The organism is Streptomyces sp. NPDC054757 (assembly GCF_053612185.1).
The window spans coordinates 214,018-240,329 of sequence record NZ_JBSHBW010000008.1; the positions used below are offsets into that span (position 1 = coordinate 214,018).

Genomic DNA, 26,312 nt, shown 5'->3' on the forward strand with positions numbered 1-26,312 from the left:
CGCCTGGCGCAGCTCCGCACCTTCCTGACTGCTCACCCCGGGCTTGGCGCCCTCGTCGACGTCCGCGCGGCGCATCCATTTCCACCACGTCATTGGATGGACTCCGAAGTCGGAGGCCACCTGCTCGACCGTCACACCCGGGTCGCGGTTCTCGCGATCCGCACGACGTCCTGGCGGAACTCCTCCGGATAAGGCTTGGGCACAACGACATCCTTCCCACCTGCCCCACAGGGCAAGCCAGTTCAGATGTCACCCGTTCGTGCAGCGGACCCGAGTCAGTCGTCACCCTCGCCAAGTGGTTGGGGCATTCATCGCCGACCATCACGCTCGATCACTACGCGCACTTCATGCCGGAGGCGGGGAAGAAGGGGCGCAGGGCGATCGATAGCCTGCTGGGGGAGCGGGCGGAGGAGAGTGCCGATCCACACTCCCCGGATTCTCTCCAGGCCCGGTCCTGAGTGCAGATTCGACCGTCTGACGCGCGTAAACAGTGAGGTGAGAGCCCGTATGTTCACCACCCGCCCCACCCTCCAGGGCACCTTCGGCATGGTGTCATCCACCCACTGGCTCGCCTCCCAGTCCGCGATGGCCGTGCTGGAGGACGGGGGGAACGCCTACGACGCCGCCGTCGCCGCCGCTTTCGTCCTGCACGTAGTCGAGCCGCACCTCAACGGGCCGGCCGGGGAGGTGCCCGCGGTCATCGCCCCGGCCGGCGGCGACGTGCGGGTGCTCTGCGGTCAGGGCCCGGCCCCCGCGGGCGCGACCGTCGCGCACTACCGTTCGCTCGGCCTCGACCTGGTCCCGGGCACCGGGCCGCTGGCCGCCGCGGTGCCCGGCGCCTTCGACGCCTGGATGCTGCTCCTCCGCGACCACGGCACCAAGTCCCTCACCGACGTACTCACCTACGCCATCGGTTACGCCGAGGACGGCCACGCCCCCGTCGAACGCGTCGGCCAGACCGTCGAGACCGTACGGGAACTCTTCGAGACCGAGTGGCCCACGTCCGCCGATGTGTACCTCCCGGACGGCAGGTCACCCGCACCCGGCGAGCTGTTCCGCAACCCCGCGCTCGCCGCGACCTGGCGCAGGCTGATAGCCGAGGCCACCTCCGGGACGCGGGACCGGATCGGCCAGATCGACGCCGCCCGCGCGGTCTGGCGCGAGGGCTTCATCGCCGAGGCGCTGGTGCGCCAGTCGCAGCGCCCCACCATGGACACCAGCGGCGCCCGGCACACCGGCACCCTCACCGCGGCCGACCTGGCCGGCTGGTCGGCGTCGTACGAGGCGCCCGCCACGTACGACTGGAACGGCTGGACCCTCTGCAAGGCCGGGGGCTGGAGCCAGGGCCCGGCCTTCCTCCAGCAGCTCGCCCTCCTCCCCGACCAGCCGGGGGAACTGCCCCCGTACGGCTCCGCCGACTACGTCCATCTGCTCATCGAGGGCTGCAAACTGGCGATGGCCGACCGGGAGGCCTGGTACGGGGACGCCGACGAGGTGCCGCTCGACACGCTCCTCTCCGCTCCGTACAACGCGGAGCGCCGCGCCCTGATCACCGGCGCTGCCTCGCACGAACTGCGCCCCGGCAGCCCCGGAGGGCGCACGCCCCGGCTCAGCGGGCACGCCACCGCAGTGGCGGCGGGCGAGCCCGGGTTCGACGCCCTGGCCATCCCGGCGGCCGGAGCGGGCGAGCCGACCGTCGCCGGGGACGGCGCCACCCGCGGCGACACCTGCCACCTCGACATCGTGGACCGCTGGGGCAACATGATCTCGGCGACCCCGAGCGGCGGCTGGCTCCAGTCCAACCCGGTGGTGCCCGAGTTGGGCTTCCCGCTCGGTACCCGGCTCCAGATGACCTGGCTGGACGAGGGTCTGCCGAACTCGCTCACTCCTGGCCGCCGTCCGCGCACCACCCTCACCCCCTCGCTCGCCCTGCGCGACGGAGTGCCGGTGCTCGCCTTCGGGACGCCGGGCGGCGACCAGCAGGACCAGTGGCAGCTGCACTTCTTCCTGGCGGTCGCGCTGACCGCCCCGGTCCGCGGCGGTCTGGATCTCCAGGGCGCGATCGACGCCCCGAACTGGCACAACAACTCCTTCCCCGGCTCCTTCTTCCCGCGCGCCATGCGGCCCGGCAGCGTCACCGTCGAGTCCCGGATCGGCGAGGAGACCATCGCGGAGCTGCGCCGCCGCGGCCATGACGTCACGGTCGGCGGCGCCTGGTCCGAGGGCAGGCTGTGCGCGGTCGCCCGTGACCCGCTGACCGGGGTGCTGAGCGCGGCGGCGAACCCGCGCGGCATGCAGGGTTACGCGGTCGGACGCTGAACCGGTGCGGTGCCTTCACCGGCGTGTGCTGAGATGGGGGCATGACCGAACAGCTACTGACCAGGGATTTGACCGAGGTCGACACGGTGGTTCGCGAGGCGGCCGCCGCTGAGATCCTGCCGCGCTTCCGGCAGCTCGCCGCGCACGAGATCGCGGAGAAGAGCGGTCCGCACGACCTGGTGACGGTGGCCGACCGCGGCGCCGAGGAACACCTCACGGCCGCCCTCACCGCACTGCTGCCCGGCTCGGTGGTGGTCGGTGAGGAGGCCGTCGCCGCGGACCCGTCCTCGTACGCGGCGATACGCGGCGACGCGCCCGTCTGGATCGTCGACCCGGTCGACGGCACCCGCCAGTTCGTGCGCGGCGAGCCGGGCTTCTGCACCCTGGTGGCGCTCGCCCACCACGGCGAGGTGCTCGCCTCCTGGACGTACGCGGCGGCGCTGGACGAGATGGCCGTCGCCGTACGGGGCGGTGGCGCCCGCCTCAACGGGGAGCCGCTGAAGGCCGGTTCGCCCGCGCCCGGCGCGGAGCTCCGGGTGGCCACATCGCACCCGGACTTCACCACACCCGAGCAGAAGAACGCGCTGCTCGCCCTTCGCACCGAGGGCATCAGGACCAGGCCGTGCGGCTCGGCGGGCCTGGAGTACCTGGCCATCGCCAGGGGCGCGCTCGACGCCGTGGCGTTCAGCTGGGAACTGGCCTGGGACCACGCGGCAGGACTGCTTCTCGTGGAGGAGGCGGGCGGTGCCCATCTGACGCTCATGGGCGAGCCGTTCCGGGTGACGGGCGGCAACGCGCTCCCGTTCACGGCCGCCCGTGACGCCGCGACCGCCCACCGGGTGCGGCAGCTGCTGGCGGCCGGGACCTGAGACCCGGCCGCCGCCCATCCCGGAGGGGGAGAGCTGACGCAATACGTCGGGTTCGCCGTCGCCGCGCCGCCCGGACCGTCGGCGAGCCGCGAGCCGCGAGCCGCGAGCCGCGAGCCGCGCCGCGCCCGGTCCGGCCTCCGTCGCGCCGCCCGGACTGTCAGCCGCCGGTGCCGAGCACCGCGCGTACCTCCGCGACCAGGGCGGACGCCGCCTCCACGGCCGCCGGGTCGAGTGCGCGCAGCGCCGACGCCACCCGCTCGGCGAAGCGGGCCGGCGCCCGCGGCAGCGCGGCGGCCGCCGCCAGCGCGCCCTTCTCGTTGACGCACCACACACGGTGGTGGGCGTGCAGGGACTGGGCCAGGACGCCGAAGGCACGGGAGAGGCAGAGCGAGACATGCAAGGTGTCGCCGCCACCCGCGGACTTACGGGCGGCGGCCACCGAGAACTCCGCCTCCCAGGCCGCCTCCGCCAGGGCCGCACGGAGCGGCTCCGGATAGCGGCGCGTCTCCTCGCGCAGCGCCGTCAACTCCCCCGAGGGATCGGCGAGTACGCGGCAGAGCGCCACCTCGCCGGGGTAGGCGGGGGACCAGAACCCGAGCGGATGTCCCGGCTGCACCCCCACCTCGTAGCGGCCTACGCGGCACTGCGACCAGACCCGCTCCACCCGGTCGAGGTCGCGCAGGATCCAGTCGACCGCCACACCGCCGACGGTGAGCCAGGCACCGCCGTCGACCCAGGGGCCCCAGCCGCCGGGGCCCGCCACGTCGACGGGCCGGTCCGCCAGCTCGGAGGCGAGCGCGGCGAGCGCCGCCGTGTCCGGGGTGCCGCGGTAGTAGAGGCCGAGATCCCAGTCGGAGCCGGGGCGTTCGGTGCCTCGCGCGCGGCTTCCGCCGAGGGCCACCGCGCTGATGCCGCGAACGCCCCGCAGCCGGTCCGCCATGGTCTCGATCACCGGATTCATCGGATTCATCGGCCATGACGCTACCCCCGGCTGCGCTGTCGGTGCGCGGGAATATCCTTGGGCCCTCTGGCCGTCGGCTGACGAAGGAGTCCGAAGGTGCCGTCGATGCTCGATGCTGTCGTCGTGGGGGCGGGGCCCAACGGGCTGACCGCCGCCGTGGAGCTGGCCCGCCGCGGATTCGCGGTCGAGGTCTTCGAGGCCCGGGGCACCGTCGGCGGGGGCGCGCGCACCGAGGAGCTCACCCTCCCCGGCTTCCGCCACGACCCCTGCTCCGCCGTCCACCCGCTGGGTGTCGGCTCACCGGTCTTCAAGACCATGCCCCTCGACCGGTACGGCCTGGAGTGGCTGCACCCCGAACTGCCCATGGCGCACCCCTTCGACGACGGCACCGCCGCCGTGCTGTCCCGCTCGGTCGCCGAGACCGCCGCGTCCTTCGGACCGCGTGACGCGGGCGCGTACCGCAGGCTCGTCGCTCCCTTCCTCGGCCGCTGGCCCACGCTGGCCAGGGACTTCATGTCCCTGCCGCTCACCGCGCTGCCGCGCGATCCGGTGACCCTCGCCCGCTTCGGGCTGACCGGGCTCCCGCCGTCCACCTGGCTGATGAAGCGCTTCCGCGACGACCGCGCGCGTGCGCTGTTCGCCGGTCTGGTGGCCCATGTCATCGCCCCGCTCGACGGCCTGGCCACCGGCGCGGTCGGGCTGATGTTCGCACTCGCCGCGCACGAGGGCGGCTGGCCGCTGCCGCGCGGCGGGTCGCAGTCCATCTCCGACGCGCTGACCGGATATCTGCGCGATCTGGGCGGCGTCGTGCACACCGGCTTCGAGGTGAAGCGGCTCGACGACCTGCCGCCGGCCCGCGCGTACGTCTTCGACACCTCACCGACCGCCGCCGCGCGCATCGCCGGTCTCGGCCGGGCCTACGACGGATACCGGTACGGGGCGAGCGTCTTCAAGATCGATTACGCGCTGGACGGCCCGGTGCCCTGGACGGCGGAGGCCCCCCGCACCGCCGGGACCGTGCAGATCGGCCCCAGCAGCCGGGAGATCGGCACGGCGCTGCGCCAGGCGGCCGGCGGCCACGCCCCCGAGACCCCCTTCCTGATCAGCGCCCAGCCCAGCCTGGTCGACCCGTCCAGGGCGCCCGAGGGCAAACAGGTCTTCTGGGCGTACGGACATGTGCCGCACGGCTGGGAAGGCGACCTCACCGAGGCCGTCGAGCGGCAGATCGAGCGCTTCGCCCCGGGATTCAGCGACCGGGTGCTCGCCCGCGCCACCGCGGGACCCCCCGAGCTCTTCGCGCGCAACGCGAACTATGTGGGCGGCGACATCGCCTGCGGCGCCGCCTCCGGGCTGCAACTGCTCCTGCGGCCCAAGCTCTCCCTCTTCCCGTACACGACCTCGCACCCCGCGGTGTACCTCTGCTCGGCGGCGACCCCGCCAGGCCCCGGCGTCCACGGCATGTCGGGGCACAACGCGGCGAAGGCCGTATGGCGGCGGCTGCGCCGGAGCTGAGCCGGGCGGCGCCGGACCTGAGCCGGGCGGCCGGACGGTTGAGCTCGGCCGTACCCGATGGGCGTGGCCGGGCGGCTGCGCCGGACGGGCCGGACGGGCTGCGCCCCTGAGCGGCGCGGCAGGGCGCCGGACGGCCGAGGCCCGGCCGGGATCCGCCAGCGGCCCGGGGGCAGCCACCCGGCGGAGGCAGATGTCGGATTCTCGCCAGCCGCCGGAGGCCGGGTGGCCGATGCTGGAGCCATGCACACCGACACCGAGCGCTGCGTCAGGGCCGTCCAGTCGAAGGACGCCCGCTTCGACGGCTGGTTCTTCACGGCCGTGCTGACCACCAGGATCTACTGCCGCCCCAGCTGTCCGGTCGTGCCGCCCAAGGTCGAGAACATGACCTTCTACCCGAGCGCCGCCGCCTGCCAGCAGGCCGGCTTCCGCGCCTGCAAACGGTGCCGCCCCGACACCAGCCCCGGCTCCCCGGAGTGGAACGCCCGAGCCGACGCCGTGGCCCGCGCGATGCGCCTCATCCGGGACGGCGTCGTCGACCGGGAAGGCGTGCCCGGTCTCGCCGGCCGGCTCGGATACTCGACCCGGCAGATCGAGCGCCAGCTCCTCGCCGAGCTGGGAGCCGGACCGCTGGCCCTCGCCCGCGCACAGCGCGCCCAGACGGCGCGCATCCTCATCGAGACCACCGGACTGCCCATGGCGGACGTGGCGTTCGCCGCCGAGTTCTCCTCCGTCCGCACCTTCAACGACACGGTCCGCGAGGTCTTCGCGCTCGCCCCCGGCGAACTGCGCACCCGCGCCGCCCGCGGCGCGCAGCCGCACGCCCCGGGCACCATCCCGCTCCGGCTCCCGTTCCGCGCGCCCCTCAACCCCGACAACCTCTTCGGCCATCTCGCGGCGACCGGGGTTCCCGGCGTCGAGGAGTGGCGGGACGGCGCGTACCGCAGGACGCTCTCCCTCCCGTACGGGCACGGCATCGCCGAACTCACCCCGCACCCCGACCACATCGGCTGTCTGCTCTCCCTCACCGATCTGCGCGACCTCACCCATGCCATCAGCCGCTGCCGCTGGCTGCTCGACCTCGACGCCGACCCGGTCGCCGTCGACGGCGAGCTGCGCAACGACCCGCTGCTGGCGCCGCTGGTCGACAAGGCCCCCGGCCGGCGGGTGCCCCGTACCGTCGACGCGGTGGAGTTCGCCGTACGGGCTGTGCTCGGCCAGCAGGTCTCGACGGCGGCGGCCCGCACCCACGCCGCCCGGCTGGTCCGCGCACACGGGGAGCCCGTCGAGGACGCCAGGGGCGGTCTCACCCATCTCTTCCCGTCACCGCAGGCCCTGGCCGCTCTCGACCCGGAGTCCCTCGCGCTTCCCCGCAGCAGGCGCACCACACTGACCACCCTGGTCGGCGCACTCGCGGACGGGTCGCTGACGCTCGGGGTGGACACCGACTGGGACGAGACCCGCGGCCGCCTCCTCGGCCTGCCCGGCTTCGGGCCCTGGACGGTCGAGGTCATCGCGATGCGCGCCCTCGGCGACCCGGACGCCTTCCTCCCCACCGACCTCGGCGTCCGGCGGGCGGCCGGAGGACTGGGACTGCCTTCGACCCCGGCGGCGCTCACCGCGAGGGCCGCGGCCTGGCGGCCCTGGCGGGCGTACGCCGTGCAGTACCTGTGGGCGACCGACTCCCACCCCATCAACCAACTGCCCGTCTGAACCCGGAAGTTCCGGCGAGAGGAGCACCCCATGTCAGCGAACCCGGCCGTGAAACGGCACACCGTGGTCGACAGCCCGTACGGCCCGCTCACGCTCGTGGCGACCGACGGCGTGCTGAGCGGCCTGTACATGACCGAGCAGCGCCACCGGCCGCCCGAAGAGACCTTCGGCGAGCCCGACCCCCGCCCCTTCGGACAGGTGAGGGAGGAACTGGCCGCGTACTTCGACGGCGCGCTGACCGAGTTCACGGTGGAGCTGCACCTGGCGGGCACGCCCTTCCAGCGCGGTGTCTGGGAGCAGCTGCGGCAGATCCCGTACGGCGAGACGCGCTCGTACGGGGACCTCGCCGACCGGCTCGGCAGCCCCGGCGCCTCACGGGCCGTGGGTCTGGCGAACGGCAAGAACCCGGTCGGGATCATCGTCCCGTGCCATCGGGTCATCGGCTCGACCGGCAGCCTCACCGGGTACGGCGGCGGACTCGGCCGCAAGCAGCGGCTGCTGGCCTTCGAGTCCGGCGGCACCGGCAGGAGTACCGGCGGCACCGAGCCGGGCGAGCCGCGCGAGTGCACCCTCTTCTGACCGGTCCCCATGGGCAGCGGGCGGGTGGTGCGGATAGGGTCGGAGCGGCGCGACTGCCTGTTCGAAAGCAAGGGATAAACAAGGTGACGGACGGAGCAGTAACTGAAGCCGCACGGGTGCTCGTGGCGGCCGACAAATTCAAGGGGTCCCTCACGGCCGTGGAGGTCGCCGAGCGGGTGACGGCCGGTCTGCGGCGGATCGTTCCCGGTGTGGAGGTCGAGACGCTGCCCGTCGCCGACGGCGGGGACGGCACCGTCGCTGCCGCGCTCGCGGCCGGGTTCGAACGGCACGAGGTACGGGTCACCGGGCCACTCGGCGGGCCGGTGACCGCGGCGTTCGCGCTGCGCGACGGGGTGGCCGTGGTGGAGATGGCCGAGGCATCCGGCCTCCAGCACCTCCCCGCCGGCGTGTTCGCGCCGCTCACCGCCACGACATACGGCTCGGGGGAGCTGCTGCGCGCGGCGCTCGACGCCGGGGCCGCCTCCCTCGTCTTCGGGGTGGGCGGCAGCGCCACGACCGACGGCGGTGCCGGCATGCTGGCCGCGCTCGGAGCCCGCTTCCTGGACGCCGAGGGACAGCCCGTGGGGCCGGGCGGCGGGGGACTGAGCGAACTGGTCACCGCCGATCTGTCCGGTCTGGACCCCCGTCTCGCGGGTACGGAGATCGTGCTCGCCAGTGACGTGGACAATCCGCTGACCGGGCCCAAGGGCGCACCCGCGGTGTACGGGCCGCAGAAGGGCGCGTCCCCCGAGCAGGTCGCGACGCTGGACTCGGCGCTGGCGCACTTCGCCTCCGTACTGGAGAAGTCCATCGGTCCCGAGGCCGCGGAGGCCGCTCTGGCGCCCGGGGCCGGCGCGGCCGGCGGAATCGGCTTCGGGGCGCTGGTCGGCCTGGGGGCGAGCTTCCGCGCGGGTATCGACGTGATGCTCGACGTACTGGGTTTCGCTCCCGCGCTGGCCAGGGCGACGCTGGTCGTCACCGGCGAGGGCTCGCTCGACGAGCAGACCCTGCACGGCAAGGCACCGGCCGGTGTCGCCGCGGCGGCGAGGGCGGCGGGCAAGGAGGTCGTCGCGGTCTGCGGGCGCCTCACACTCCCGGCCGAGGTCCTCGGCAGGGCGGGCATCCGCCGTGCGTACGCCCTCACGGAGCTGGAGCCGGACGTGGAGCGCTGTATCGCCGAGGCGGGCCCGCTCCTTGAGCAGGCCGCCGAGAACATCGCCCGGGACTTCCTGGTGCACGGGTGACAGCAGATCCTTCCGGGGCGTGAAACCGGGCCGGGCGGGGCGCCATCCGTCCCGGCCCGTTCTGCCTGCCGCATACGGTGGCGCCCGCCGCTGTATGCGGCCATACGCCGCCGTCGAAGTATTTGAGATGGTCAACTTTTCTGGCGTAGCATCCGCCCATGCCAGAAACTCCCGGGCCCGGACCCGGCGTATCCCCAGGGCCCGGCACCGGCCGGCTCATGGAGCTGCTCTCGGTCTCGCTCGGTGCCTACTACGGCGACTTCACGGCCGCGGCCGCCGCCGAGGGGCTCACCGCCAGCCAGGGCAGGACGCTCGGCGTGCTGCGCCGGGGCCCGTCCGCGATGCGCGGCCTGGCGACCACGCTGGCCTGCGACGCCTCCAATATGACCGGGATCATCGACCGGCTGGAGAAGCGCGCACTCGTACGCCGGGAGCCGAGCCCGACCGACCGTCGGGTCAAGAACGTCCTGCTGACCCCGGAGGGCGAGCGCACCGTCGACGCGATCCGGGCCGGGATGCACACGACGCTCGCCGCTCTCGAAGCGCTGCCCGAGGCCGACCGGGCCACCCTCACCGACCTGCTGGAGCGGGTCTTCACGGCCCCGGCGGGGGCCGGACCCACCTGACCGACGGCCCTGACGTCGGGGGCCGGGACAGGAACGCCGAAGGGCCCGAGTGCGATGTGCACTCGGGCCCTTCGGCTTTGTCGGCGTTGTCCAGGAGCTACGGCAGCTGCGCCGTACGCGCCTCTCGGCGGTTGCCGCGGAAGGTGTTCACCCGGCGCGCGGTGGCGAAGAGCGGAATGACCGCCCCCAGCACCACCTGGAGCGCGCAGCCGGTCTGCAGGAGCAGCTGGCCGCCCGGGGCGTCGAACGCCCATGCGGCGAGCAGCCCCATGGCTCCCACGATCCAGCTGAGCATTCCCACCGCGAGTACACCCCGCGGCTTGGGGTACTCGACCCGGCTCACCATCAGCCAGGCGACCCCGATGACCGCGAGCAGCGTCGGTACGAAGGGCAGCTCCAGGAGCACGATGGAGACCACCGTCAGCGCCCCGAAGGGCGACGGCATGCCCTGGAAGGTGCCGTCCTTCAGGGCCACACAGGAGAACCGCGCGAGTCTCAGCACCACCGCCAGCAGCACCACGATCGCCGCCACCGCGGCGACCCGCTGGTGGGCGTCGTCCGCGACCATCCCGTACACGAGCACGAAGTAGGCCGGGGCGAGCCCGAAGCTGATCAGGTCGGAGAGGTTGTCCAGCTCCGCGCCCATCGGCGAGCTGCGCAGCTTGCGCGCCACGAGCCCGTCGCAGAGGTCGAAGATCGCGGCGAGCAGCATCAGGATCACGGCGGTCGCGGCGGAGTGCCGCCCCATGCCGGTCTCCTGGCTGCCCTGGAGGTGCGGGATGAGGATTCCGGTGGTGGTGAAGTACACCGCCATGAAGCCGCAGGTCGCGTTGCCGAGTGTCAGCGTGTCCGCTATCGACAGCCGCATGGAGAGCGGCATGTCCTCGGCGTCGTCCTCGGCCTCTGCCTCGGGAACCCAGCCGGTCTGTGTCTCCGGATCAATCACGGTCAATTCGAGTCACCCCCGCGGTGGTGGTCTGGCCGACCTCGACCGCGACATCGATACCTTCCGGAAGGTAGATGTCGACGCGCGAACCGAAACGGATCAGGCCGATCCGCTCGCCCTGCTCCACCTTCGTGCCCTTGGGGAGATACGGCACGATCCGGCGGGCGACGGCGCCGGCGATCTGCACCATCTCGATGTCGCCGAGCTCGGTGTCGAAGTGCCAGACAACGCGCTCGTTGTTCTCGCTCTCCTTGTTGAACGCGGGAACGAAGCCGCCGGGGATGTGCTCGACCGACGTCACGGTGCCCGCCAGCGGTGCGCGGTTCACGTGGACGTTCAGCGGGCTCATGAAGATGGCGACGCGGGTGCGTCCGTCCTTCCACGGCATGATGCTCTGCACTACGCCGTCGGCCGGCGAGATGACCCGGCCCTGTGTGATCTCCCGCTCGGGGTCGCGGAAGAACCACAGCATGCCCGCCGCGAGGGCGGTGGTGGGCACGGCGACGGCGGCCCAGCGGCCGGACCGGCGGGCCCGGGTCAGGCTGAGCGCCGCGGTCGCGACAGTCGGCAGGAGCCACGGCGATGCTCCGCGCGCAAGACGGACGCGACCGCGTGGTGCAGAGGTTTGGCTGTGGGGCATGAATGACCTTCGTAGCGGATGATGCCGCGCGGGAACGGGGGACGGCGGCTTTCGGGCGATGCTATCGGTTGTGGACCACAACTGGGCAAGCCAGGAAGCCGAGTCGGCGGCCGGAAGACGATGACTGGCTGTGATCTTCTTCGCTGATATATCGCCACGAAAGGGACAATCAGCCCTGGAATCGGTACTCTTCGAGGAGGCGTCGACCGATGATCATTTTCTGGATCTCGGCGGTGCCTTCACCGATCAGCAGCATGGGGGCCTCGCGGTAGAGCCGCTCGATCTCGTACTCCTTGGAGAACCCGTATCCACCGTGAATACGGAAGGCGTCCTCCACGACCTCCTTGCAGTACTCGGAGGCCAGATACTTGGCCATCCCCGCTTCGAGGTCGTTTCGTTCCCCGGAGTCCTTTTTGCGTGCCGCATTCACCATCATCGCATGGGCGGCTTCCACCTTGGTAGCCATTTCGGCCAGCTTGAACTGAATCGCCTGATGCTGGGCGATCTGTTTGCCGAATGTGTGACGTTGCTGTGCATAGCCGATGCCCAGTTCAAAGGCGCGCTGTGCTACGCCGCAGCCACGCGCTGCGACATTCACCCGCCCGACTTCGACTCCGTCCATCATTTGGTAAAACCCTCGGCCCGTAACGCCACCAAGTACGCGATTGGCCGGAATTCGTAGGCCATCCATGATCAGCTCGGTGGTGTCGACCCCCTTGTAACCCATCTTGTCGATCTTGCCGGGGATGGTCAGTCCCGGCCGGACCTCGCCGAAGCCCGGCTCCTTCTCGACCAGGAAGGTCGTCATCGACCGGTGCGGGGCGGTCCCCTCCGGGTGACCCTCGTCACTGCGGCACAGGACCGCGACGAGCGAGGACGTGCCGCCGTTGGTCAGCCACATCTTCTGGCCGTCCAGGACGTACTCCTCGCCGTCCCTGATCCCCTTCGACGTGATCGCCGACACGTCCGAGCCCAGACCGGGTTCGGACATCGAGAACGCGCCACGGACCTCGCCCGCCGCCATCCGCGGCAGGAAGGTCTCCTTCTGCTCCTGGGTGCCGTGCTGCTTGAGCATGTACGCCACGATGAAGTGCGTGTTGATGATGCCCGACACGCTCATCCAGCCACGCGCTATTTCCTCGACACACAGCGCGTAGGTCAGCAGCGACTCGCCCAGGCCGCCGTACTCCTCGGGGATCATCAGGCCGAACAGGCCGAGTTCCTTGAGCCCTTCGACGATCTGCGACGGGTACTCGTCGCGATGTTCGAGTCCGGTCGCGACCGGCAGGATCTCCTTGTCGACGAAGTCCCTGACGGTGGCCAGGATTTCCTGCTGCACATCGGTCAGACCGGCGGTCTGGGCGAGTCGGCTCATGACTGCTTCTCCTGTGACGTCACGCTGGTGGTGGGAGTTCGCCTGGTGGGGAGTCCGGCTAGGAGGAAGGCACCGGGCGGCCGGGCTGCTCTCCGCCGCGCTCCTCGATGTAGGCCGCGGTGGGAACCATGACCTTGCGGCGGAAGACGCAGACGACGGTGGAGTCCTGCTTGTAGCCCCTGGTCTCGACGTACACGATTCCGCGGTCGGTCTTGGACTTGGACGGGGTCTTGTCCAGGACCGTCGTCTCTCCGTAGAGCGTGTCGCCGTGGAAGGTCGGGGCGATGTGCTTGAGCGACTCGACCTCCAGATTGGCGATGGCCTTGCCGGAGACGTCGGGGACCGACATGCCGAGCAGCAGCGAGTAGATGTAGTTGCCGACGACGACGTTCCTGCCGAAGTCGGTGGTCTGCTCGGCGTAGTTGCTGTCCAGGTGGAGCGGGTGGTGGTTCATGGTGAGCAGACAGAAGAGGTGGTCGTCGTACTCGGTGACGGTCTTGCCGGGCCAGTGCTTGTAGACGGCGCCGACCTCGAACTCCTCGTAGGTGCGTCCGAACTGCATGGTTCAGGCCTCCGGGGCTTCGAAGGCGGTGGTGCGGCGCATTCCGGCGGCGCGGCCCTTGCCGGAGATGACCAGGGCCATCTTGCGGCTGGCCTCGTCGATCATCTCGTCGCCGAGCATCGCCGAGCCCTTCTTGCCGCCGGCCTCCGATGTGCACCACTCGTAGGCGTCGAGGATCATCTCGGCGTGGTCGTAGTCCTCCTGGGACGGCGAGAAGATCTCGTTCGACGCCTCGACCTGGCCGGGGTGCAGGACCCACTTGCCGTCGAAGCCGAGGGCCGCCGCGCGCCTGGCGACCTCGCGGTAGCCGTCCACGTTGCGGATCTGGAGGTACGGGCCGTCGATCGCCTGGAGGTCGTAGGTCCGGGCGGCCATCAGGATCTTCATCAGGATGTAGTGGTAGGCGTCCGCGCCGTAGCCGGGCGGCTGCTCACCGACGACCAGGGTCTTCATGTTGATCGACGCCATGAAGTCGGCGGGGCCGAAAATGATCGCCTCGTTGCGGGGCGAGGCGGCCGCGATCTCGTTGACGTTGACCAGGCCCTTGGCGTTCTCGATCTGCGCCTCGATGCCGATCTTGCCGACTTCGAACCCCATGGTCTTCTCGATCTGGGTCAGCAGCAGATCGAGGGCGGCGATCTGCTGGGCGTCCTGCACCTTGGGGAGCATGATGCAGTCGAGGTTGTGGCCCGCGCCCTCGACCACGGTCACGACGTCGCGGTACGTCCAGTGGGTGGTCCAGTCGTTGACCCGTACGACCCGGGTCTTGCCCGTCCAGTCGCCCTTGTTGAGCGCCTCCACGATGGTGTGCCGGGCGCCCTCCTTGGCCAGCGGCGCGCAGGCGTCCTCCAGGTCCAGGAAGACCTGGTCGGCCGGGAGGCCCTGGGCCTTCTCCAGGAAGCGCGGGTTCGATCCGGGGACGGCGAGACACGAACGCCTTGGGCGCAGGCGGTTCACGGGGCCGGTTGACTCGGTCATGCGGGGACCTCCAGAGGGTCGAGCTTGTTCGCTTTCCGGATCACTTCGACGATACGTCCGATGATCTCCGTGATCCCGAAGTCCTTCGGGGTGAAGACGGCGGCCACACCGGCCTCCTTGAGGGCCGTGCCGTCGGCGTTCGGGATGATCCCGCCGACGATCACGGGGATGTCGGAGGCGCCCGCCTCGCGCAGCCGTTCGAGCACGTCGGGCACCAGCTCGGCGTGCGAGCCCGACAGGATCGACAGGCCCACGCAGTGCACGTCCTCGGCCAGAGCCGCCGAGACGATCTGCTCGGGGGTCAGTCTGATGCCCTGGTAGACCACCTCGAACCCGGCGTCACGGGCCCGCACGGCGATCTGCTCGGCGCCGTTGGAGTGCCCGTCGAGCCCCGGTTTGCCGACCAGCAGACGCAGCCGCCCGGAGCCGAGGTCCTGGGCCGTACGGGTTACGGCCGCCCGCACGGCGGCGAGCGGGGTGCCCTCTTCCGCCGTCACCGCGACCGGCGCGCCGCCCACTCCGGTGGGGGCCCGGAACTCGCCGAACACATCGCGCAGGGCCCACGCCCACTCGCCCGTGGTGACGCCCGCACGGGCGCACCCGACGGTCGCCTCGAAGAGGTTGCCGTCCCCGGCGGCGGTCGCCTTGAGGACCGCGAGCGACTCCTGTGCGGCGCTCTCGTCGCGGTTGTCGCGCCAGGTGTGCAGGGCGGCGACGACCCTCGCCTCGTTCTCCGGGTCGACCGTCATGATCGCCGTGTCCAGGTCGGCGGTGAGCGGGTTGGGCTCGGTCGACTCGTAGCAGTTGACGCCGACGATCTTCTCCGCGCCGCCCTCGATCCTGGCGCGGCGCTCGGCGTGCGAGGAGACCAGCTCCGACTTGAGGTAGCCCGACTCGACGGCCGCCATCGCGCCGCCCATCTGCTGGATACGCTCGATCTCCGCCAGTGACTCCTCGACCAGTTCGCCGACCTTGGCCTCGATGACGTGCGAGCCCTCGAAGATGTCCTCGTACTCCAGCAGATCGCTCTCCTGGGCGAGCACCTGCTGGATCCGCAGCGACCACTGCTGGTCCCAGGGCCTGGGCAGCCCCAGCGCCTCGTTCCAGGCGGGCAGCTGCACCGCGCGGGCCCGTGCGTCCTTGGACAGGGTGACCGCCAGCATCTCCAGCACGATGCGCTGGACGTTGTTCTCCGGCTGCGCCTCCGTGAGCCCCAGCGAGTTGACCTGGACGCCGTAGCGGAAGCGGCGCTTCCTGGGGTCCGTGATGCCGTACCGCTCCTGCGTCAGCCGGTCCCAGATGCGGCCGAAGGCGCGCATCTTGCACATCTCCTCGATGAAGCGGACGCCCGCGTTCACGAAGAACGAGATCCGTGCGACGACCGCGTCGAACCGTTCGGGCGGCACCTGCCCCGAGTCGCGTACGGCGTCCAGGACCGCGATCGCGGTGGACATGGCGTACGCGATCTCCTGGACCGGTGTGGCGCCCGCCTCCTGGAGGTGGTAACTGCAGATGTTGATCGGGTTCCACTTGGGGATGCGGGCCACGGTGTACGTGATCATGTCGGTGGTGAGCCGCAGGCTCGGGCCCGGCGGGAAGACATGCGTCCCGCGCGACAGGTACTCCTTGACGATGTCGTTCTGTGTCGTGCCCTGGAGCCGCTCCGGGTCCGCGCCCTGCTCCTCCGCGACCACCTGGTAGAGCGCAAGCAGCCACATGGCGGTGGCGTTGATGGTCATCGAGGTGTTCATCTGCTCCAGCGGGATGTCCTGGAACAGCCGCCGCATGTCGCCGAGATGGGAGACGGGCACCCCGACCCGGCCGACCTCGCCCCGGGCCAGGATGTGGTCCGGGTCGTAGCCGGTCTGCGTGGGCAGGTCGAAGGCGACGGAGAGACCGGTCTGGCCCTTGGCGAGGTTGCGCCGGTAGAGCTCGTTGGACGCCTCGGCCGTCGAATGCCCGGCGTACGTGCGCATGAGCCAGGGGCGGTCCTTGTGACGTTCAGTCATCGGGAGACCTCAGACGTTCCGGCCGACGGCGGCGGCCGGTGCCGCCGGGGTGTCGCGGAACAGGTTGATGGCGTCGACGTGCTTCTCGCGCAGCTCCCGGTCGCGCACTCCGAGACCCTCGGCGGGTGCCAGCGCCAGGACGCCGACCTTGCCCTGGTGCATATTGCGGTGGACGTCGTACGCGGCCTGCCCGGTGTCGTCGAGCGCGTACACCTTCGACAGGGTGGGGTGGATCTTGCCCTTGGCGATCAGCCGGTTGGCCTCCCACGCCTCACGGTAGTTGGCGAAGTGGGAGCCGATGATCCGCTTCAGCGACATCCACAGATAGCGGTTGTCGTACTCGTGGGTGAATCCCGACGTCGAGGCGCAGGTGACGATCGTGCCGCCCTTGCGCGTCACATACACCGAGGCGCCGAAGGTCTCACGGCCCGGGTGCTCGAAGACGATGTCCACGTCCTCGCCGCCGGTCAGTTCGCGGATGCGCTTGCCGAACCGCTTCCACTCGCGCGGGTCCTGGGTCTGCTCGTCCTTCCAGAACCGGTAGCCCTCGGCGTTGCGGTCGATGATCGCATCGGCGCCCATCCGGCGGCAGATGTCCGCCTTCTGGTCGCTGGAGACGACACAGATCGGGTTGGCGCCGCCGGCCAGCGCGAACTGGGTGGCGTAGCTGCCAAGTCCACCGCTCGCGCCCCAGATCAGCACGTTGTCGCCCTGCTTCATCCCGGCGCCGTTGCGGGAGACCAGCTGGCGGTACGCGGTCGAGTTGACCAGTCCGGGGGCGGCGGCCTCCTCCCAGCTGAGGTGTCCCGGCTTGGGCATCAGCTGGTTGGACTTGACGAGGGCGATCTCCGCCAGACCGCCGAAGTTGGTCTCGAAGCCCCAGATGCGCTGCTCGGGGTCGAGCATCGTGTCGTTGTGGCCGTCGGAGCTCTCCAGCTCCACCGAGAGGCAGTGCGCGACGACTTCGTCGCCCGGGTGCCAGGCGTTGACACCGGGTCCGGTCCGCAGCACGACGCCCGCCAGGTCGGAGCCGATGATGTGGTACGGCAGGTCGTGACGCTTCGTCAGCTCGCTGAGCTTCCCGTACCGCTCCAGGAAGCCGAAGGTCGACATCGGCTCGAAGATGGAGGTCCAGACCGAGTTGTAATTCACCGAGCTGGCCATGACGGCCACCAGGGCCTCGCCAGGCCCGAGTTCGGGCACCGGCACCTCATCGACATGGAGCGACTTGCGGGGGTCCTTCTCGCGGCTTTCGAGGCCGGCGAACATCTCCGCCTCGTCCTTGTGCACGGTCACCGCGCGATACGAGTCGGGGAGGGGCAGGGCGGCGAAGTCGGCCGCCGTGGCAGCGGACGAGCCGCCAGCTGTTTCGGTCCGCGACTGGATCGCGTCCAGGATTTCCTTCACGGTGCTGCCTCCGGCGATGAGGGTTGGGGGAGTTGGTCGGGTGGGCCCCGCGGGAGGCGGGGCTGCTGCTGTGGAGGTGTGCCGTCGGTTCGGCGTGAGCGGGAGTGGCCGCGCCGTGGTGGGGCGCTGAAGGTGCCTGTGACGCAGGCGTCCGGGCGCGTGAACACGTGGTCCACGGGGACAGCCGGCACACGGAGGTCGCTGCACGCCGGCCGCTCGGACACCTTCAACGTATGGCACCCGGTGCCAAGTGGCAAGACACTGAGTGCCAACAAATTCCCTCAGTTGTCACCGGGCGGCCACGGATGAGCGGAGAAAGCCAGAAACGGCCGCCCCCAGGGGCGGCCGTCGCGGAACGGGTGCGGTCGGGTGCGCTCAGTGCTTCCGCAGCGCCTGCTCGATGGTGCGCATGACCTCGTCGAGCGGGGCGTCGGTACGCGCCACCGTCACCAGCACCTCACCACTGCTCCGCACGGTCGCGGCCGGGGTGCGCTCAGCGGTGCGGCCGGCGCCTATCCCGGTGCCGAAGGTGTCCCGGACGATGGCGAAGGCATGGTCGAGCCGGTCCTCCACATCGCCCTGGCCGCCCGCCCGCAGCCAGCGGCGCAGTACGTGGTTGTGCGCGGTGACCACGGCGGACGCCGCGACCTCGGCCAGCAGCGGATCGTCGTTGCCGTCGTGCTGCTCGTGCTCGTCGAAGTGGCCCAGCAGATAGCGCGTGAACAGCCGCTCGTAACGGGCCACCGAGGCGATCTCCGCCTCGCGCAGCGTGGGCACCTCACGGGTCAGCTTGTACCGCGCCACCGATACCGCGGGCGCCGCCGCGTACATCCGCATGACTTCCTTGATGCCCCGGCACACGGTGTCCAGCGGATGCTCGTGCGGGGGCGCCGCGTTGAGCACCGCCTCGGCCCGTACCAGGGTGTCGTCGTGGTCCGGGAAGATCGCCTCTTCCTTGGAGCGGAAGTGCCGGAAGAAGGTACGGCGGGCCACTCCGGCCCGCGCCGCGATCTCGTCGACGGTCGTCGCCTCGTACCCCTTGGCCGCGAAGAGTTCCATCGCCGCCGACGCCAGTTCACGGCGCATCTTCAGGCGCTGGGCGGCCGCGCGGCTGCCCGCGGCACTCTCAGGGGCGTCGGACGACGCCTTCTTGCGGACAGGCCGTCGGACGGGGCCGGTGAGCTCGGGCATGGTCCGAACGTACTGCATCGGACCTGCGGAACGTGGCGCCGGGCTGCCGGGGCCGGGGCTGCCACCCGGTTCCAGCAGCCCGCCCCAGCCGCCCGGCGGATCAGCGACGGGCATACTCGCGGAATCCGCGCCCGGTCTTGCGGCCCAGGCAGCCCGCCGCCACCAGGTGTTCGAGGAGCGGCGCGGGGGCGAGCCCAGGGTCGCGGAACTCGCGGTGCAGCACCCGCTCGATGGCGAGCGAGACATCGAGGCCGACCACGTCAAGGAGTTCGAAGGGGCCCATTGGATAGCCCCCGCCCAGCTTCATCGCCGCGTCGATGTCGTCGAGCGTCGCGTAGTGCTCCTGGACCATCTTGACCGCGTTGTTGAGGTAGGGGAACAGCAGCGCGTTCACGATGAAGCCGGCCCGGTCGCCGCAGTCCACCGGGTGCTTGCGGACCGCGGTGCAGACCTCGCGGACCGTCGCGTGGACGTCGTCGGCGGTGAGGACCGTGCGGACCACCTCGACCAGTTTCATCGCCGGCGCCGGGTTGAAGAAGTGCATCCCGACGACGTCCTGCGGGCGCGTGGTGGCGCGGGCGCAGGCGATCACCGGCAGTGAGGAGGTCGTGGTGGCGAGCACCGCGCCCTGCTTGCAGACCTTGTCGAGCGTCTCGAAGAGCTGCTGCTTGATCTCCAGGTCCTCGGCCACCGCCTCGACGGCCAGATCCACTCCGGCGAACGCGTCGAGCGAACCGGCCGGTGTGATCCTGGCCAGCGTCTCGTCACGGGCCGCCGCGGTCATCCGGCCCTTGTCGACGGAGCGGGCCAGCGACTTGGCGATACGGGCCTTGGCGGTGTCGGCCTTCTCCGGGCTGCGGGCGGCGAGCACCACGTCGTAACCGGCCTTGGCGAACACCTCGGCGATCCCCGACGCCATCGTCCCCGAGCCCGCGACGCCCACCGAGGAGACCGGGCGGGCCGCGGTGGGCTGGGGGCCGTCCAGCGGGGTGAGGGCGTCCCGCACCACATCGGCGCTGCCGGGCGCCTCGTACGTGTAGAAACCGCGGCCCGACTTGCGGCCGGTGAGCCCGGCGTTGCTGAGCTGCTTGAGGATCGGCGCGGGGGCGTGCAGCCGGTCGCGGGAGGCCGAGTACATCGCGTCCAGGACGGTGCGCGCGGTGTCGATCCCGATCAGGTCGAGCAGCGCGAGCGGGCCCATCGGCAGGCCGCAGCCGAGCCGCATCGCCGCGTCGATGTCCTCGCGGGACGCGTACTTGGCCTCGTACATGGCCGCGGCCTGGTTGAGGTAGCCGAAGAGCAGTCCGTCGGCGACGAATCCGGGGCGGTCGCCGACGGCGACGGGCTCCTTGCCCAGCTCGCGGGCGAGCGTGGTGACCGCCTCGACGGCCTTCGGGGCGGTCAGCACCGATGAGACCACCTCGACCAGCTTCATCGCCGGGGCCGGGTTGAAGAAGTGCAGGCCCAGGACGCGTTCGGGGTGCGCGGTGTCGGCGGCGAGCCGGGTCACGGACAGGGCGTTGGTACCGGTCGCCAGGACCGCGGTGGGGCGCACGATCCCGTCCAGGGCGCGGAGGACCTGCTGCTTGGTCTCGTACGACTCGGGCACGACCTCGATCACCAGATCGGCGTCGGCGGCGGCCTGGAGATCGGAGAAGGTGCGGAAGCGCGCGAGGACGTCCAGCCGCTCCTCCTCGGTGAGCCGCTCGCGGCGCACGGCGCGGGCGGTGGAGGCTTCCAGCGCCGCCACGGCGCGGCCCGCCGCCTCGGCGCTGACGTCGATGCCGATGACCTCGCGTCCGCCGCGGGCCAGGACCTCGGTGATGCCCGTGCCCATGGTGCCGAGGCCGACCACGGCGATGGTGTGCAGAGGGATGTCCATCAGGGGACTCCAGGGATGAGTGACGACTGAGGGGCGCACGCGGTGCCGACCGGACCCGGGGTACGCGACCAGGGGTACGCGCCGGGGCGTGCGGAGGGTGTCGTGAGAGGGGCCGGCGGACCCGGTCCCGGGGCCACGCCGTACAGAACTGCGGAAGTACTGAACCGACAGACACTCGTGGCGGCTGCGTCACCAGGCCGCGCCGAGGTGGTACGAGCGGGGTGTGTCCCGCTCATCTGAGAGTAACCGCCGGGCAGTGAGCCCGCCATACCTGGGGCGCTGTGATCTGGATCGCCCCGGGTCCCGCGAAAGGCCCCGGGGCGCCGGCCGGCAGGTTCTACGCTTCGGGCATGGAATCCGCCGCATCCGCCGCTTCCGCTTCGTCTGCTTCCGCTTCTTCTGCTTCCGATGACCAACTCCGGTCGCTCCAGGACCGGCTGCGCGTGGAGTCGGGCGGCTCGGCGGCGTACGAGCGGCTGGCCGCCACCGCGGACCACGAGGAGCTGGCCCGGGTCCTGACCGAGCTGGGGCGGCCACTGTGGGCCCGTGAGCTGGCGGCGTTCCGGCTGGGCTGCGCCGGGGACCGCCGGGCCTTCGAGGCGCTGGTCCTGCTGCTCAACCACCGGGACCCGGAGCGCTGTGTCCCCGCGGCCCACGCGCTGGCCCGCCTCGGCGATCCGCGTACCGCGCGCGCCGCCGCCGCACTCGCCACCAACCCGCTGCGCACGGCCTACGCGCTCCAGCCGGTGCGGCTGCTCGCCGCGCTGCGGGCGCCGGAGTCCGCGCCCGCGCTGATCCGCACGCTGGCATCGCTGCTGACCCCGGACAACCCCCACCCGCGGATCGCGCTCGGCTGCGTCGAGGGGCTGGGGCAGCTCGGCGACCCGCAGGCGCGGCCCGTGCTCGAAGCGGCCCTGACCCGTCCCGCGCTCCATACCGCGGCGTCCCGCGCGCTCGGCCTGCTCGGCTAGGGCCCCGCCCGGGTCCGCTCGGGTCGGCGGGGCTGCCGGCCTCGGCCGGGCGGGCTTCCGTGCCGCCGCCCGGGAGGAGGTCTCCGTACGCTTCGGATCAGGGCCGGCCTTCGGATCAGGGCCGGACGAGCTCTCCGTACCGCCTCAGATCAGGGTCAGCTGAGTGGGCACCGCGGGCGAGGTCTCGCGCGGTGCCGGGATCCGGCGCGGCACACCGCGCTGGGCCGGCCCGATGCCGTACTCGGCGGCCAGCTCGTGCACCTGACGGGTGATCCGGCGCTGGTACCACCTGGGGGCGTACGCCCCCTCCGCGTACAACCGCTCGTAGCGCCGGACCAGATGCGGATGGCGCTCACCGAGCCAGGACATGAACCACTCGCGCGCGCCCGGCCGCAGATGCAGGACGAGCGGGGTGACCGAGGTGGCCCCGGAGGCCGCGACGGCGCGGACTGTGGCGCGCAGCTGGTCCGGATGGTCGCCGAGGAACGGGATCACCGGCGCCATCAGCACCCCGCAGCCGATCCCGGCGTCGGTCAGGGTGCGTACGGCGTCGAGCCGGCGCAGCGGTGAGGGGGTGCCCGGCTCCACCGTGCGCCACAGCTCCTCGTCCACGAAGCCCGCGGAGACCGAGACGCCGACCTCGGTGACCCGCGCCGCCTGCTGGAGCAGCTCCAGATCGCGCAGGATCAGGGTGCCCTTGGTCAGGATGCTGAACGGGTTGGCGTAGTCGCGCAGCGCCGAGATGATGCCCGGCATCAGCCGGTACCGCCCCTCGGCCCGCTGGTAGCAGTCGACATTGGTGCCCATCGCGATGTGCGCGCCCTGCCACTGGCGCGATGCGAGCCTGGAGCGCAGCAGTTCCGGTGCGTTGGTCTTCACGATGATCTGCGAGTCGAAGCCGAGGCCGGTGTCGAGGTCCAGATAGCTGTGGGTCCTGCGTGCGAAACAGTAGACACAGGCGTGACTGCACCCCCGGTAGGGATTGACCGTCCATTCGAACGGCATCCGGGAGGCGCCGGGCACCCGGTTCACGATCGAACGGGCCCGTATCTCGTGGAAGGTGATACCGCGGAACTCCGGGGTGTCGAAGGTGCGGGTGGTCACCGAGTCCGCCCCGAACAGCGCGGCGTTCTCACCGGTTCCGCCGTTCCCTGCGGTGTCGCTCCCGCCGTTCGCGGTCAGCTGGTCCCAGCGCATGGCGCCTCCCTCGATAGCACGTACCTCGTAATAGAACACCTGTTCCCCTCGTGCGTGCAACCCGGATTTCCGTGGCCGCACCCGAGGTGGTTGGCTCAGCACGCGGTTCATCACACCGACTGAAGAACGACAGCTGGAGGAACTGGTATGGCGCAGGTAGAGGCCACCACGGAGCGGATCATCGCGGCTGACCCCGAGGCGGTGTTCGACGCACTCGCCGACTACAGCGGTACGCGCGAGAAGCTCCTGCCCGGACACTTCAGCGAGTACGAGGTCCGGGAGGGCGGCGACGGCGACGGCACCCTCGTCCACTGGAAGCTCCAGGCCACCAGCAAGCGCATCCGGGACTGCCTGCTCGATGTGACCGAGCCGACCGACGGGCAGCTCGCCGAGAAGGACCGCAACTCCTCGATGGTGACCACCTGGACGGTCACTCCCGCGGGCGAGGGCAGGTCAAAGGTGGTCGTCTCCACCGTGTGGAACGGCGCGGGCGGCATCGGCGGATTCTTCGAGAAGACCTTCGCCCCCAAGGGGCTCGGCCGCATCTACGACGAACTGCTCGCGAAGCTCGACGCCGAAGTCGGCAAGTAGACCGTCCTGTTGCTGTTCGGTCCGTCCACTCCGTAACCCCTTCGGGCGGAGTTGATGCTCACCGGTTCGAGTGGTCTTCTTTACGGCCCGGTTGTACGCCGTAGGGGCTCTCACCGGCCCTGAAGCCCCCGGCGTGCGCCTCGCGCGCCCTCCGTCGCGCTTGCACCCCCTTGTCGCCGAATGCGAGAAAAGGGCGGCGCAGGCGCGACGAAGGGGAGCGGTACGTGGGTGGAATCACTCTGGTGAAGGACGGAAAGGTCGGGAAGGACGGGAAGGACGTTCCCGAGGGGCAGACCACTGTCCTGATGGAGACGGTGGCCGTCCCGCCCCCGCCGCCCCCGGTGCCGGGGGAGCAGCCCGGACTCAGCCCCGGCCGGGTGCGGATGGTCTTCTTCGGGCTGATGCTCACGCTGCTGCTGGCGGCTCTCGACCAGATGATCGTGGCGACGGCGCTGCCGAAGATCGTCGGTGAACTGCACGGCCTGGACAAGATGTCCTGGGCCGTCACCGCGTATCTCCTCGCCTCCACCATCGGCCTGCCGGTCTACGGCAAGCTCGGCGACCTCTTCGGCCGCAAGAGCATCTTCATGTTCGCGATCATCGTTTTCGTGATCGGCTCGGCGCTGGCCGGCTGGTCCCGGACGATGAACGAACTCATCGCCTTCCGCGCCGTCCAGGGCATCGGGGGCGGCGGCCTGATGATCGGCGTACAGGCGATCATCGGCGACATCGTGCCGCCCCGCGAACGCGGCCGCTTCATGGGCCTGATCGGCGCGGTCTTCGGTCTCGCGTCCGTCGCGGGGCCGCTCATCGGCGGCTTCTTCACCGACCACGCGTCCTGGCGCTGGTGCTTCTACCTCAATGTGCCGTTCGGCCTGGTCACCCTCGCCGTCATCGCGGCCGTGCTGAAGCTCCCGAAGCCGACCGCGAAGCCCCGCCTCGACGTACTCGGCGCGCTGCTGCTGGCCGCCGCCTCGACCTGTCTGGTGCTGCTGACCACCTGGGGCGGCACCGAGTACGCCTGGGGCTCGCGCACCATCGTCGGGCTGGCCGCCGGCTGCGCCGTGACGACCCTGCTCTTCCTGGCCGTTGAGCACCGGGCGCCCGAACCGATCATCCCGCTGCGGCTGTTCCGCGACCCGATCTTCAATGTGACGGCGCTCGTCGGGGCCGTGGTGGGCGTGGCGCTCTTCGGCGCCGCCAGCTATCTGCCGACCTTTCTCCAGATGGTCGACGGCGCCAGCGCCACCGAGTCCGGGCTCTTCATGCTGCCGATGATGGGCGGTGTCGTCATCGCCTCCATCGTCTCGGGACAGCTGACCAGCCGCACCGGCCGGTACAAGATCTATCCGGTGCTCGGCACCGCGATCTCGGCCGTCGGGATGTGGCTGCTCTCGCGTCTGAAGACCGACACCCCCCAGCTGACGTACAGCATCTGGATGGCCGTACTCGGTGTCGGCATCGGGCTGATCATGTCGATCCTGGTGCTGGCCGTGCAGAACTCCGTGGCACCCCGCGACCTCGGCTCCGCCACCAGCGCCAACAACTACTTCCGGCAGATCGGCGGCAGTGTCGGGGCGGCCGTCTTCGGCGCGCTCTTCGCCAACCGCCTCACGGACGCGCTCAGGACCGCCATCCCGGCCGGCGCCCGGCTGCCCGACCCCGAGTCGGTCACCCCGCAGCTGGTCCGCACGCTGCCGCCCGCCCTGCGGGACGGCTACATCCGGGCGTACGCCGACGCCATGCCCCGGATCTTCCTCTACCTCGTGCCGGTGCTCGTGCTCGGCCTGTTCATCGCCTTCTTCCTCAAGGAGAAACCGCTGGTGTCCCACAACGCCCCCGCAGCAGCACCGGACGCGGCCGTGCCCGCCGCCCGTGTCCCGGAAGCCCCCTACGTCCCGGGCGTCCCCGTCTGCGGAACCGTCCAGCACTACGACGGATCCACCGTGCCGCGCGCCGCCCTGACCCTCATCGACATCACCGGGCGCCAGGTCGGGCGCGGAGGGAGCGGCGAGGACGGACGGTACGCGCTGAGCGTGCCCGGATCCGGCTCGTACGTCCTCATCGCGGCGGCGGGCGGCCACCAGCCGCAGGCGGTCAGCGTCACCGTCGGAGAGCGCCCCGTCGATCTCGACGTGGTACTCGGCGGCGCCGGACGGCTGGCCGGGACCGTGGTGACAGCGGACGGTACACCCGTGCGTGACGCGGCCGTTACCCTCACCGACGTACGCGGAGAGGTCGTCGCCTCCACCCGCAGTGGCCCGGAAGGCGGCTATGTCATCAACGAGTTGGTGGCCGGCGAGTACACCCTCGCCGGGAGCGCCCCCGCGTTCCGCCCCGCCGCGCTGCCGGTGAGCGTGCAGGCCGCACGCGAGACCCGGCAGGACCTGGAGCTCGCGGGCGGCGCCGTGCTGCGCGGCACGGTGCGCGCCCCCGGGGGCCGGGCGGTCGAGGACGCACGGGTCACCCTGCTCGACGCGGCCGGAAACGTGGTGGACACCCTCACCACGGGCCCCGACGGCACCTTCCGTTTCGTGGATCTCTCGTCCGGCGAGTACACGGTCATCGCGGCCGGCTACCCGCCGGTGGCCACGGTGCTCCAGGTCGCCGGGGGCGGACGCACCGAGCGTGACCTCCAGCTCGGCCACGAGGACTGACAGTGATGATTGCTGTGGCTCCGCTCGGCGGTCTGACCCCAGGACTGACTGGCGCTTCGGCTGTCCTTCCGTGGATTCGTCGGCTG

General features: G+C 71.2%; 21 protein-coding genes. 10 read left to right on the top strand and 11 right to left on the bottom strand.

Annotation, left to right across the window (positions count from 1 at the left end; translation table 11 throughout):
- Window positions 1–507 precede the first annotated feature (507 nt).
- Window positions 508–2,319, top strand: coding sequence for a gamma-glutamyltransferase family protein (locus tag ACWGKJ_RS13470; RefSeq protein ID WP_385030629.1), 1,812 nt, complete (start codon window positions 508–510; stop codon window positions 2,317–2,319).
- 41 nt (window positions 2,320–2,360) lie between these two features.
- Window positions 2,361–3,188 (top strand): inositol monophosphatase family protein, encoded by an 828-nt coding sequence (locus ACWGKJ_RS13475; protein WP_385030627.1) that lies wholly within the window; start codon window positions 2,361–2,363, stop codon window positions 3,186–3,188.
- A gap of 157 nt (window positions 3,189–3,345) precedes the next feature.
- Here the strand turns inward: ACWGKJ_RS13475 and ACWGKJ_RS13480 are convergent, their stop codons facing one another.
- Window positions 3,346–4,149 carry a nucleotidyltransferase domain-containing protein gene (locus ACWGKJ_RS13480; RefSeq protein ID WP_385030686.1) on the bottom strand — a complete coding sequence of 268 codons (804 nt, stop codon included), beginning with the start codon at window positions 4,147–4,149 and terminating at the stop codon, window positions 3,346–3,348.
- Window positions 4,150–4,245: 96 nt separating this feature from the next.
- On the opposite strand from ACWGKJ_RS13480, the gene ACWGKJ_RS13485 reads away from it, so the two are divergent.
- From ACWGKJ_RS13485 to ACWGKJ_RS13505, 5 genes are all read left to right on the top strand, one after another.
- On the top strand, window positions 4,246–5,661 hold the full coding sequence (locus ACWGKJ_RS13485) for a phytoene desaturase family protein (RefSeq protein WP_385030624.1): 1,416 nt from the start codon (window positions 4,246–4,248) through the stop codon (window positions 5,659–5,661).
- A gap of 240 nt (window positions 5,662–5,901) precedes the next feature.
- Entirely contained in the window at window positions 5,902–7,371 is a 1,470-nt protein-coding gene (locus ACWGKJ_RS13490; RefSeq protein WP_385030621.1) for an AlkA N-terminal domain-containing protein, read from the top strand.
- 30 nt (window positions 7,372–7,401) lie between these two features.
- Window positions 7,402–7,950, top strand: coding sequence for a methylated-DNA--[protein]-cysteine S-methyltransferase (locus ACWGKJ_RS13495; protein ID WP_385030618.1), 549 nt, complete (start codon window positions 7,402–7,404; stop codon window positions 7,948–7,950).
- Between the two features lie 83 nt (window positions 7,951–8,033).
- Complete coding sequence (locus ACWGKJ_RS13500) at window positions 8,034–9,194, top strand: glycerate kinase (protein WP_385030615.1); 1,161 nt, start codon at window positions 8,034–8,036, stop codon at window positions 9,192–9,194.
- Between the two features lie 158 nt (window positions 9,195–9,352).
- Window positions 9,353–9,820, top strand: a complete 468-nt coding sequence (locus ACWGKJ_RS13505; protein ID WP_453315733.1) for a MarR family winged helix-turn-helix transcriptional regulator — start codon at window positions 9,353–9,355, stop codon at window positions 9,818–9,820.
- Between the two features lie 97 nt (window positions 9,821–9,917).
- On the opposite strand, the gene pssA is transcribed toward ACWGKJ_RS13505, so the two are convergent.
- The 9 genes from pssA to ACWGKJ_RS13550 all read right to left on the bottom strand — a co-directional run bounded on the left by pssA (window position 9,918) and on the right by ACWGKJ_RS13550 (window position 20,810).
- Window positions 9,918–10,772: a CDP-diacylglycerol--serine O-phosphatidyltransferase gene (pssA, locus tag ACWGKJ_RS13510; protein WP_385033114.1), complete on the bottom strand. Its 855-nt coding sequence runs from the start codon at window positions 10,770–10,772 to the stop codon at window positions 9,918–9,920.
- A complete protein-coding gene (locus tag ACWGKJ_RS13515; protein WP_385033111.1) occupies window positions 10,759–11,406 on the bottom strand; it encodes a phosphatidylserine decarboxylase in 648 nt (215 codons plus the stop codon). Before ACWGKJ_RS13515 ends, pssA begins: the two co-directional genes overlap by 14 nt.
- Before the next feature lie 169 nt (window positions 11,407–11,575).
- Window positions 11,576–12,781: an acyl-CoA dehydrogenase family protein gene (locus tag ACWGKJ_RS13520; RefSeq protein ID WP_385033108.1), complete on the bottom strand. Its 1,206-nt coding sequence runs from the start codon at window positions 12,779–12,781 to the stop codon at window positions 11,576–11,578.
- A 58-nt stretch (window positions 12,782–12,839) separates the two neighbouring features.
- Complete coding sequence (locus ACWGKJ_RS13525; protein WP_385033105.1) at window positions 12,840–13,343, bottom strand: MaoC family dehydratase; 504 nt, start codon at window positions 13,341–13,343, stop codon at window positions 12,840–12,842.
- A gap of 3 nt (window positions 13,344–13,346) precedes the next feature.
- Window positions 13,347–14,321: an HpcH/HpaI aldolase/citrate lyase family protein gene (locus tag ACWGKJ_RS13530; protein ID WP_385033102.1), complete on the bottom strand. Its 975-nt coding sequence runs from the start codon at window positions 14,319–14,321 to the stop codon at window positions 13,347–13,349.
- On the bottom strand, window positions 14,318–16,330 hold the full coding sequence (locus ACWGKJ_RS13535; protein WP_385033099.1) for a protein meaA: 2,013 nt from the start codon (window positions 16,328–16,330) through the stop codon (window positions 14,318–14,320). The genes ACWGKJ_RS13530 and ACWGKJ_RS13535 overlap by 4 nt, the downstream gene beginning before the upstream one ends.
- Before the next feature lie 9 nt (window positions 16,331–16,339).
- Complete coding sequence (ccrA, locus tag ACWGKJ_RS13540) at window positions 16,340–17,737, bottom strand: crotonyl-CoA carboxylase/reductase (RefSeq protein ID WP_385033096.1); 1,398 nt, start codon at window positions 17,735–17,737, stop codon at window positions 16,340–16,342.
- 375 nt (window positions 17,738–18,112) lie between these two features.
- On the bottom strand, window positions 18,113–18,928 hold the full coding sequence (locus ACWGKJ_RS13545; protein ID WP_385033092.1) for a TetR family transcriptional regulator: 816 nt from the start codon (window positions 18,926–18,928) through the stop codon (window positions 18,113–18,115).
- A gap of 100 nt (window positions 18,929–19,028) precedes the next feature.
- Window positions 19,029–20,810, bottom strand: coding sequence for a 3-hydroxyacyl-CoA dehydrogenase family protein (locus tag ACWGKJ_RS13550; protein WP_385033089.1), 1,782 nt, complete (start codon window positions 20,808–20,810; stop codon window positions 19,029–19,031).
- Window positions 20,811–21,160: 350 nt separating this feature from the next.
- On the opposite strand from ACWGKJ_RS13550, the gene ACWGKJ_RS13555 reads away from it, so the two are divergent.
- A complete protein-coding gene (locus tag ACWGKJ_RS13555; protein ID WP_385033086.1) occupies window positions 21,161–21,781 on the top strand; it encodes a HEAT repeat domain-containing protein in 621 nt (206 codons plus the stop codon).
- A gap of 144 nt (window positions 21,782–21,925) precedes the next feature.
- Here ACWGKJ_RS13555 and ACWGKJ_RS13560 read toward each other — a convergent pair whose 3' ends face one another.
- Entirely contained in the window at window positions 21,926–22,978 is a 1,053-nt protein-coding gene (locus tag ACWGKJ_RS13560; RefSeq protein ID WP_385033120.1) for an Rv2578c family radical SAM protein, read from the bottom strand.
- A gap of 147 nt (window positions 22,979–23,125) precedes the next feature.
- On the opposite strand from ACWGKJ_RS13560, the gene ACWGKJ_RS13565 reads away from it, so the two are divergent.
- Window positions 23,126–23,569: an SRPBCC family protein gene (locus tag ACWGKJ_RS13565; RefSeq protein WP_385033083.1), complete on the top strand. Its 444-nt coding sequence runs from the start codon at window positions 23,126–23,128 to the stop codon at window positions 23,567–23,569.
- 305 nt (window positions 23,570–23,874) lie between these two features.
- Entirely contained in the window at window positions 23,875–26,226 is a 2,352-nt protein-coding gene (locus tag ACWGKJ_RS13570; protein ID WP_385033117.1) for an MFS transporter, read from the top strand.
- Window positions 26,227–26,312: the final 86 nt, after the last annotated feature.

Excerpts from the sequence above, each read along its gene's own strand:
- ACWGKJ_RS13550 (WP_385033089.1), bottom strand. The coding sequence starts at position 20,810 with ATGGACATCCCTCTGCACACCATCGCCGTGGTCGGCCTCGGCACCATG.
- ACWGKJ_RS13475 (WP_385030627.1), top strand. The coding sequence starts at position 2,361 with ATGACCGAACAGCTACTGACCAGGGATTTGACCGAGGTCGACACGGTG.
- ACWGKJ_RS13480 (WP_385030686.1), bottom strand. The coding sequence starts at position 4,149 with ATGAATCCGGTGATCGAGACCATGGCGGACCGGCTGCGGGGCGTTCGC.
- ACWGKJ_RS13515 (WP_385033111.1), bottom strand. The coding sequence starts at position 11,406 with ATGCCCCACAGCCAAACCTCTGCACCACGCGGTCGCGTCCGTCTTGCG.
- ACWGKJ_RS13495 (WP_385030618.1), top strand. The coding sequence starts at position 7,402 with ATGTCAGCGAACCCGGCCGTGAAACGGCACACCGTGGTCGACAGCCCG.
- ACWGKJ_RS13490 (WP_385030621.1), top strand. The coding sequence starts at position 5,902 with ATGCACACCGACACCGAGCGCTGCGTCAGGGCCGTCCAGTCGAAGGAC.
- ACWGKJ_RS13530 (WP_385033102.1), bottom strand. The coding sequence starts at position 14,321 with ATGACCGAGTCAACCGGCCCCGTGAACCGCCTGCGCCCAAGGCGTTCG.
- ACWGKJ_RS13535 (WP_385033099.1), bottom strand. The coding sequence starts at position 16,330 with ATGACTGAACGTCACAAGGACCGCCCCTGGCTCATGCGCACGTACGCC.
- ACWGKJ_RS13505 (WP_453315733.1), top strand. The coding sequence starts at position 9,353 with ATGCCAGAAACTCCCGGGCCCGGACCCGGCGTATCCCCAGGGCCCGGC.
- ACWGKJ_RS13525 (WP_385033105.1), bottom strand. The coding sequence starts at position 13,343 with ATGCAGTTCGGACGCACCTACGAGGAGTTCGAGGTCGGCGCCGTCTAC.
- ACWGKJ_RS13565 (WP_385033083.1), top strand. The coding sequence starts at position 23,126 with ATGGCGCAGGTAGAGGCCACCACGGAGCGGATCATCGCGGCTGACCCC.
- ACWGKJ_RS13520 (WP_385033108.1), bottom strand. The coding sequence starts at position 12,781 with ATGAGCCGACTCGCCCAGACCGCCGGTCTGACCGATGTGCAGCAGGAA.
- ACWGKJ_RS13545 (WP_385033092.1), bottom strand. The coding sequence starts at position 18,928 with ATGCCCGAGCTCACCGGCCCCGTCCGACGGCCTGTCCGCAAGAAGGCG.
- ACWGKJ_RS13570 (WP_385033117.1), top strand. The coding sequence starts at position 23,875 with ATGGAGACGGTGGCCGTCCCGCCCCCGCCGCCCCCGGTGCCGGGGGAG.
- ACWGKJ_RS13555 (WP_385033086.1), top strand. The coding sequence starts at position 21,161 with ATGGAATCCGCCGCATCCGCCGCTTCCGCTTCGTCTGCTTCCGCTTCT.
- ACWGKJ_RS13470 (WP_385030629.1), top strand. The coding sequence starts at position 508 with ATGTTCACCACCCGCCCCACCCTCCAGGGCACCTTCGGCATGGTGTCA.
- ACWGKJ_RS13560 (WP_385033120.1), bottom strand. The coding sequence starts at position 22,978 with ATGCGCTGGGACCAGCTGACCGCGAACGGCGGGAGCGACACCGCAGGG.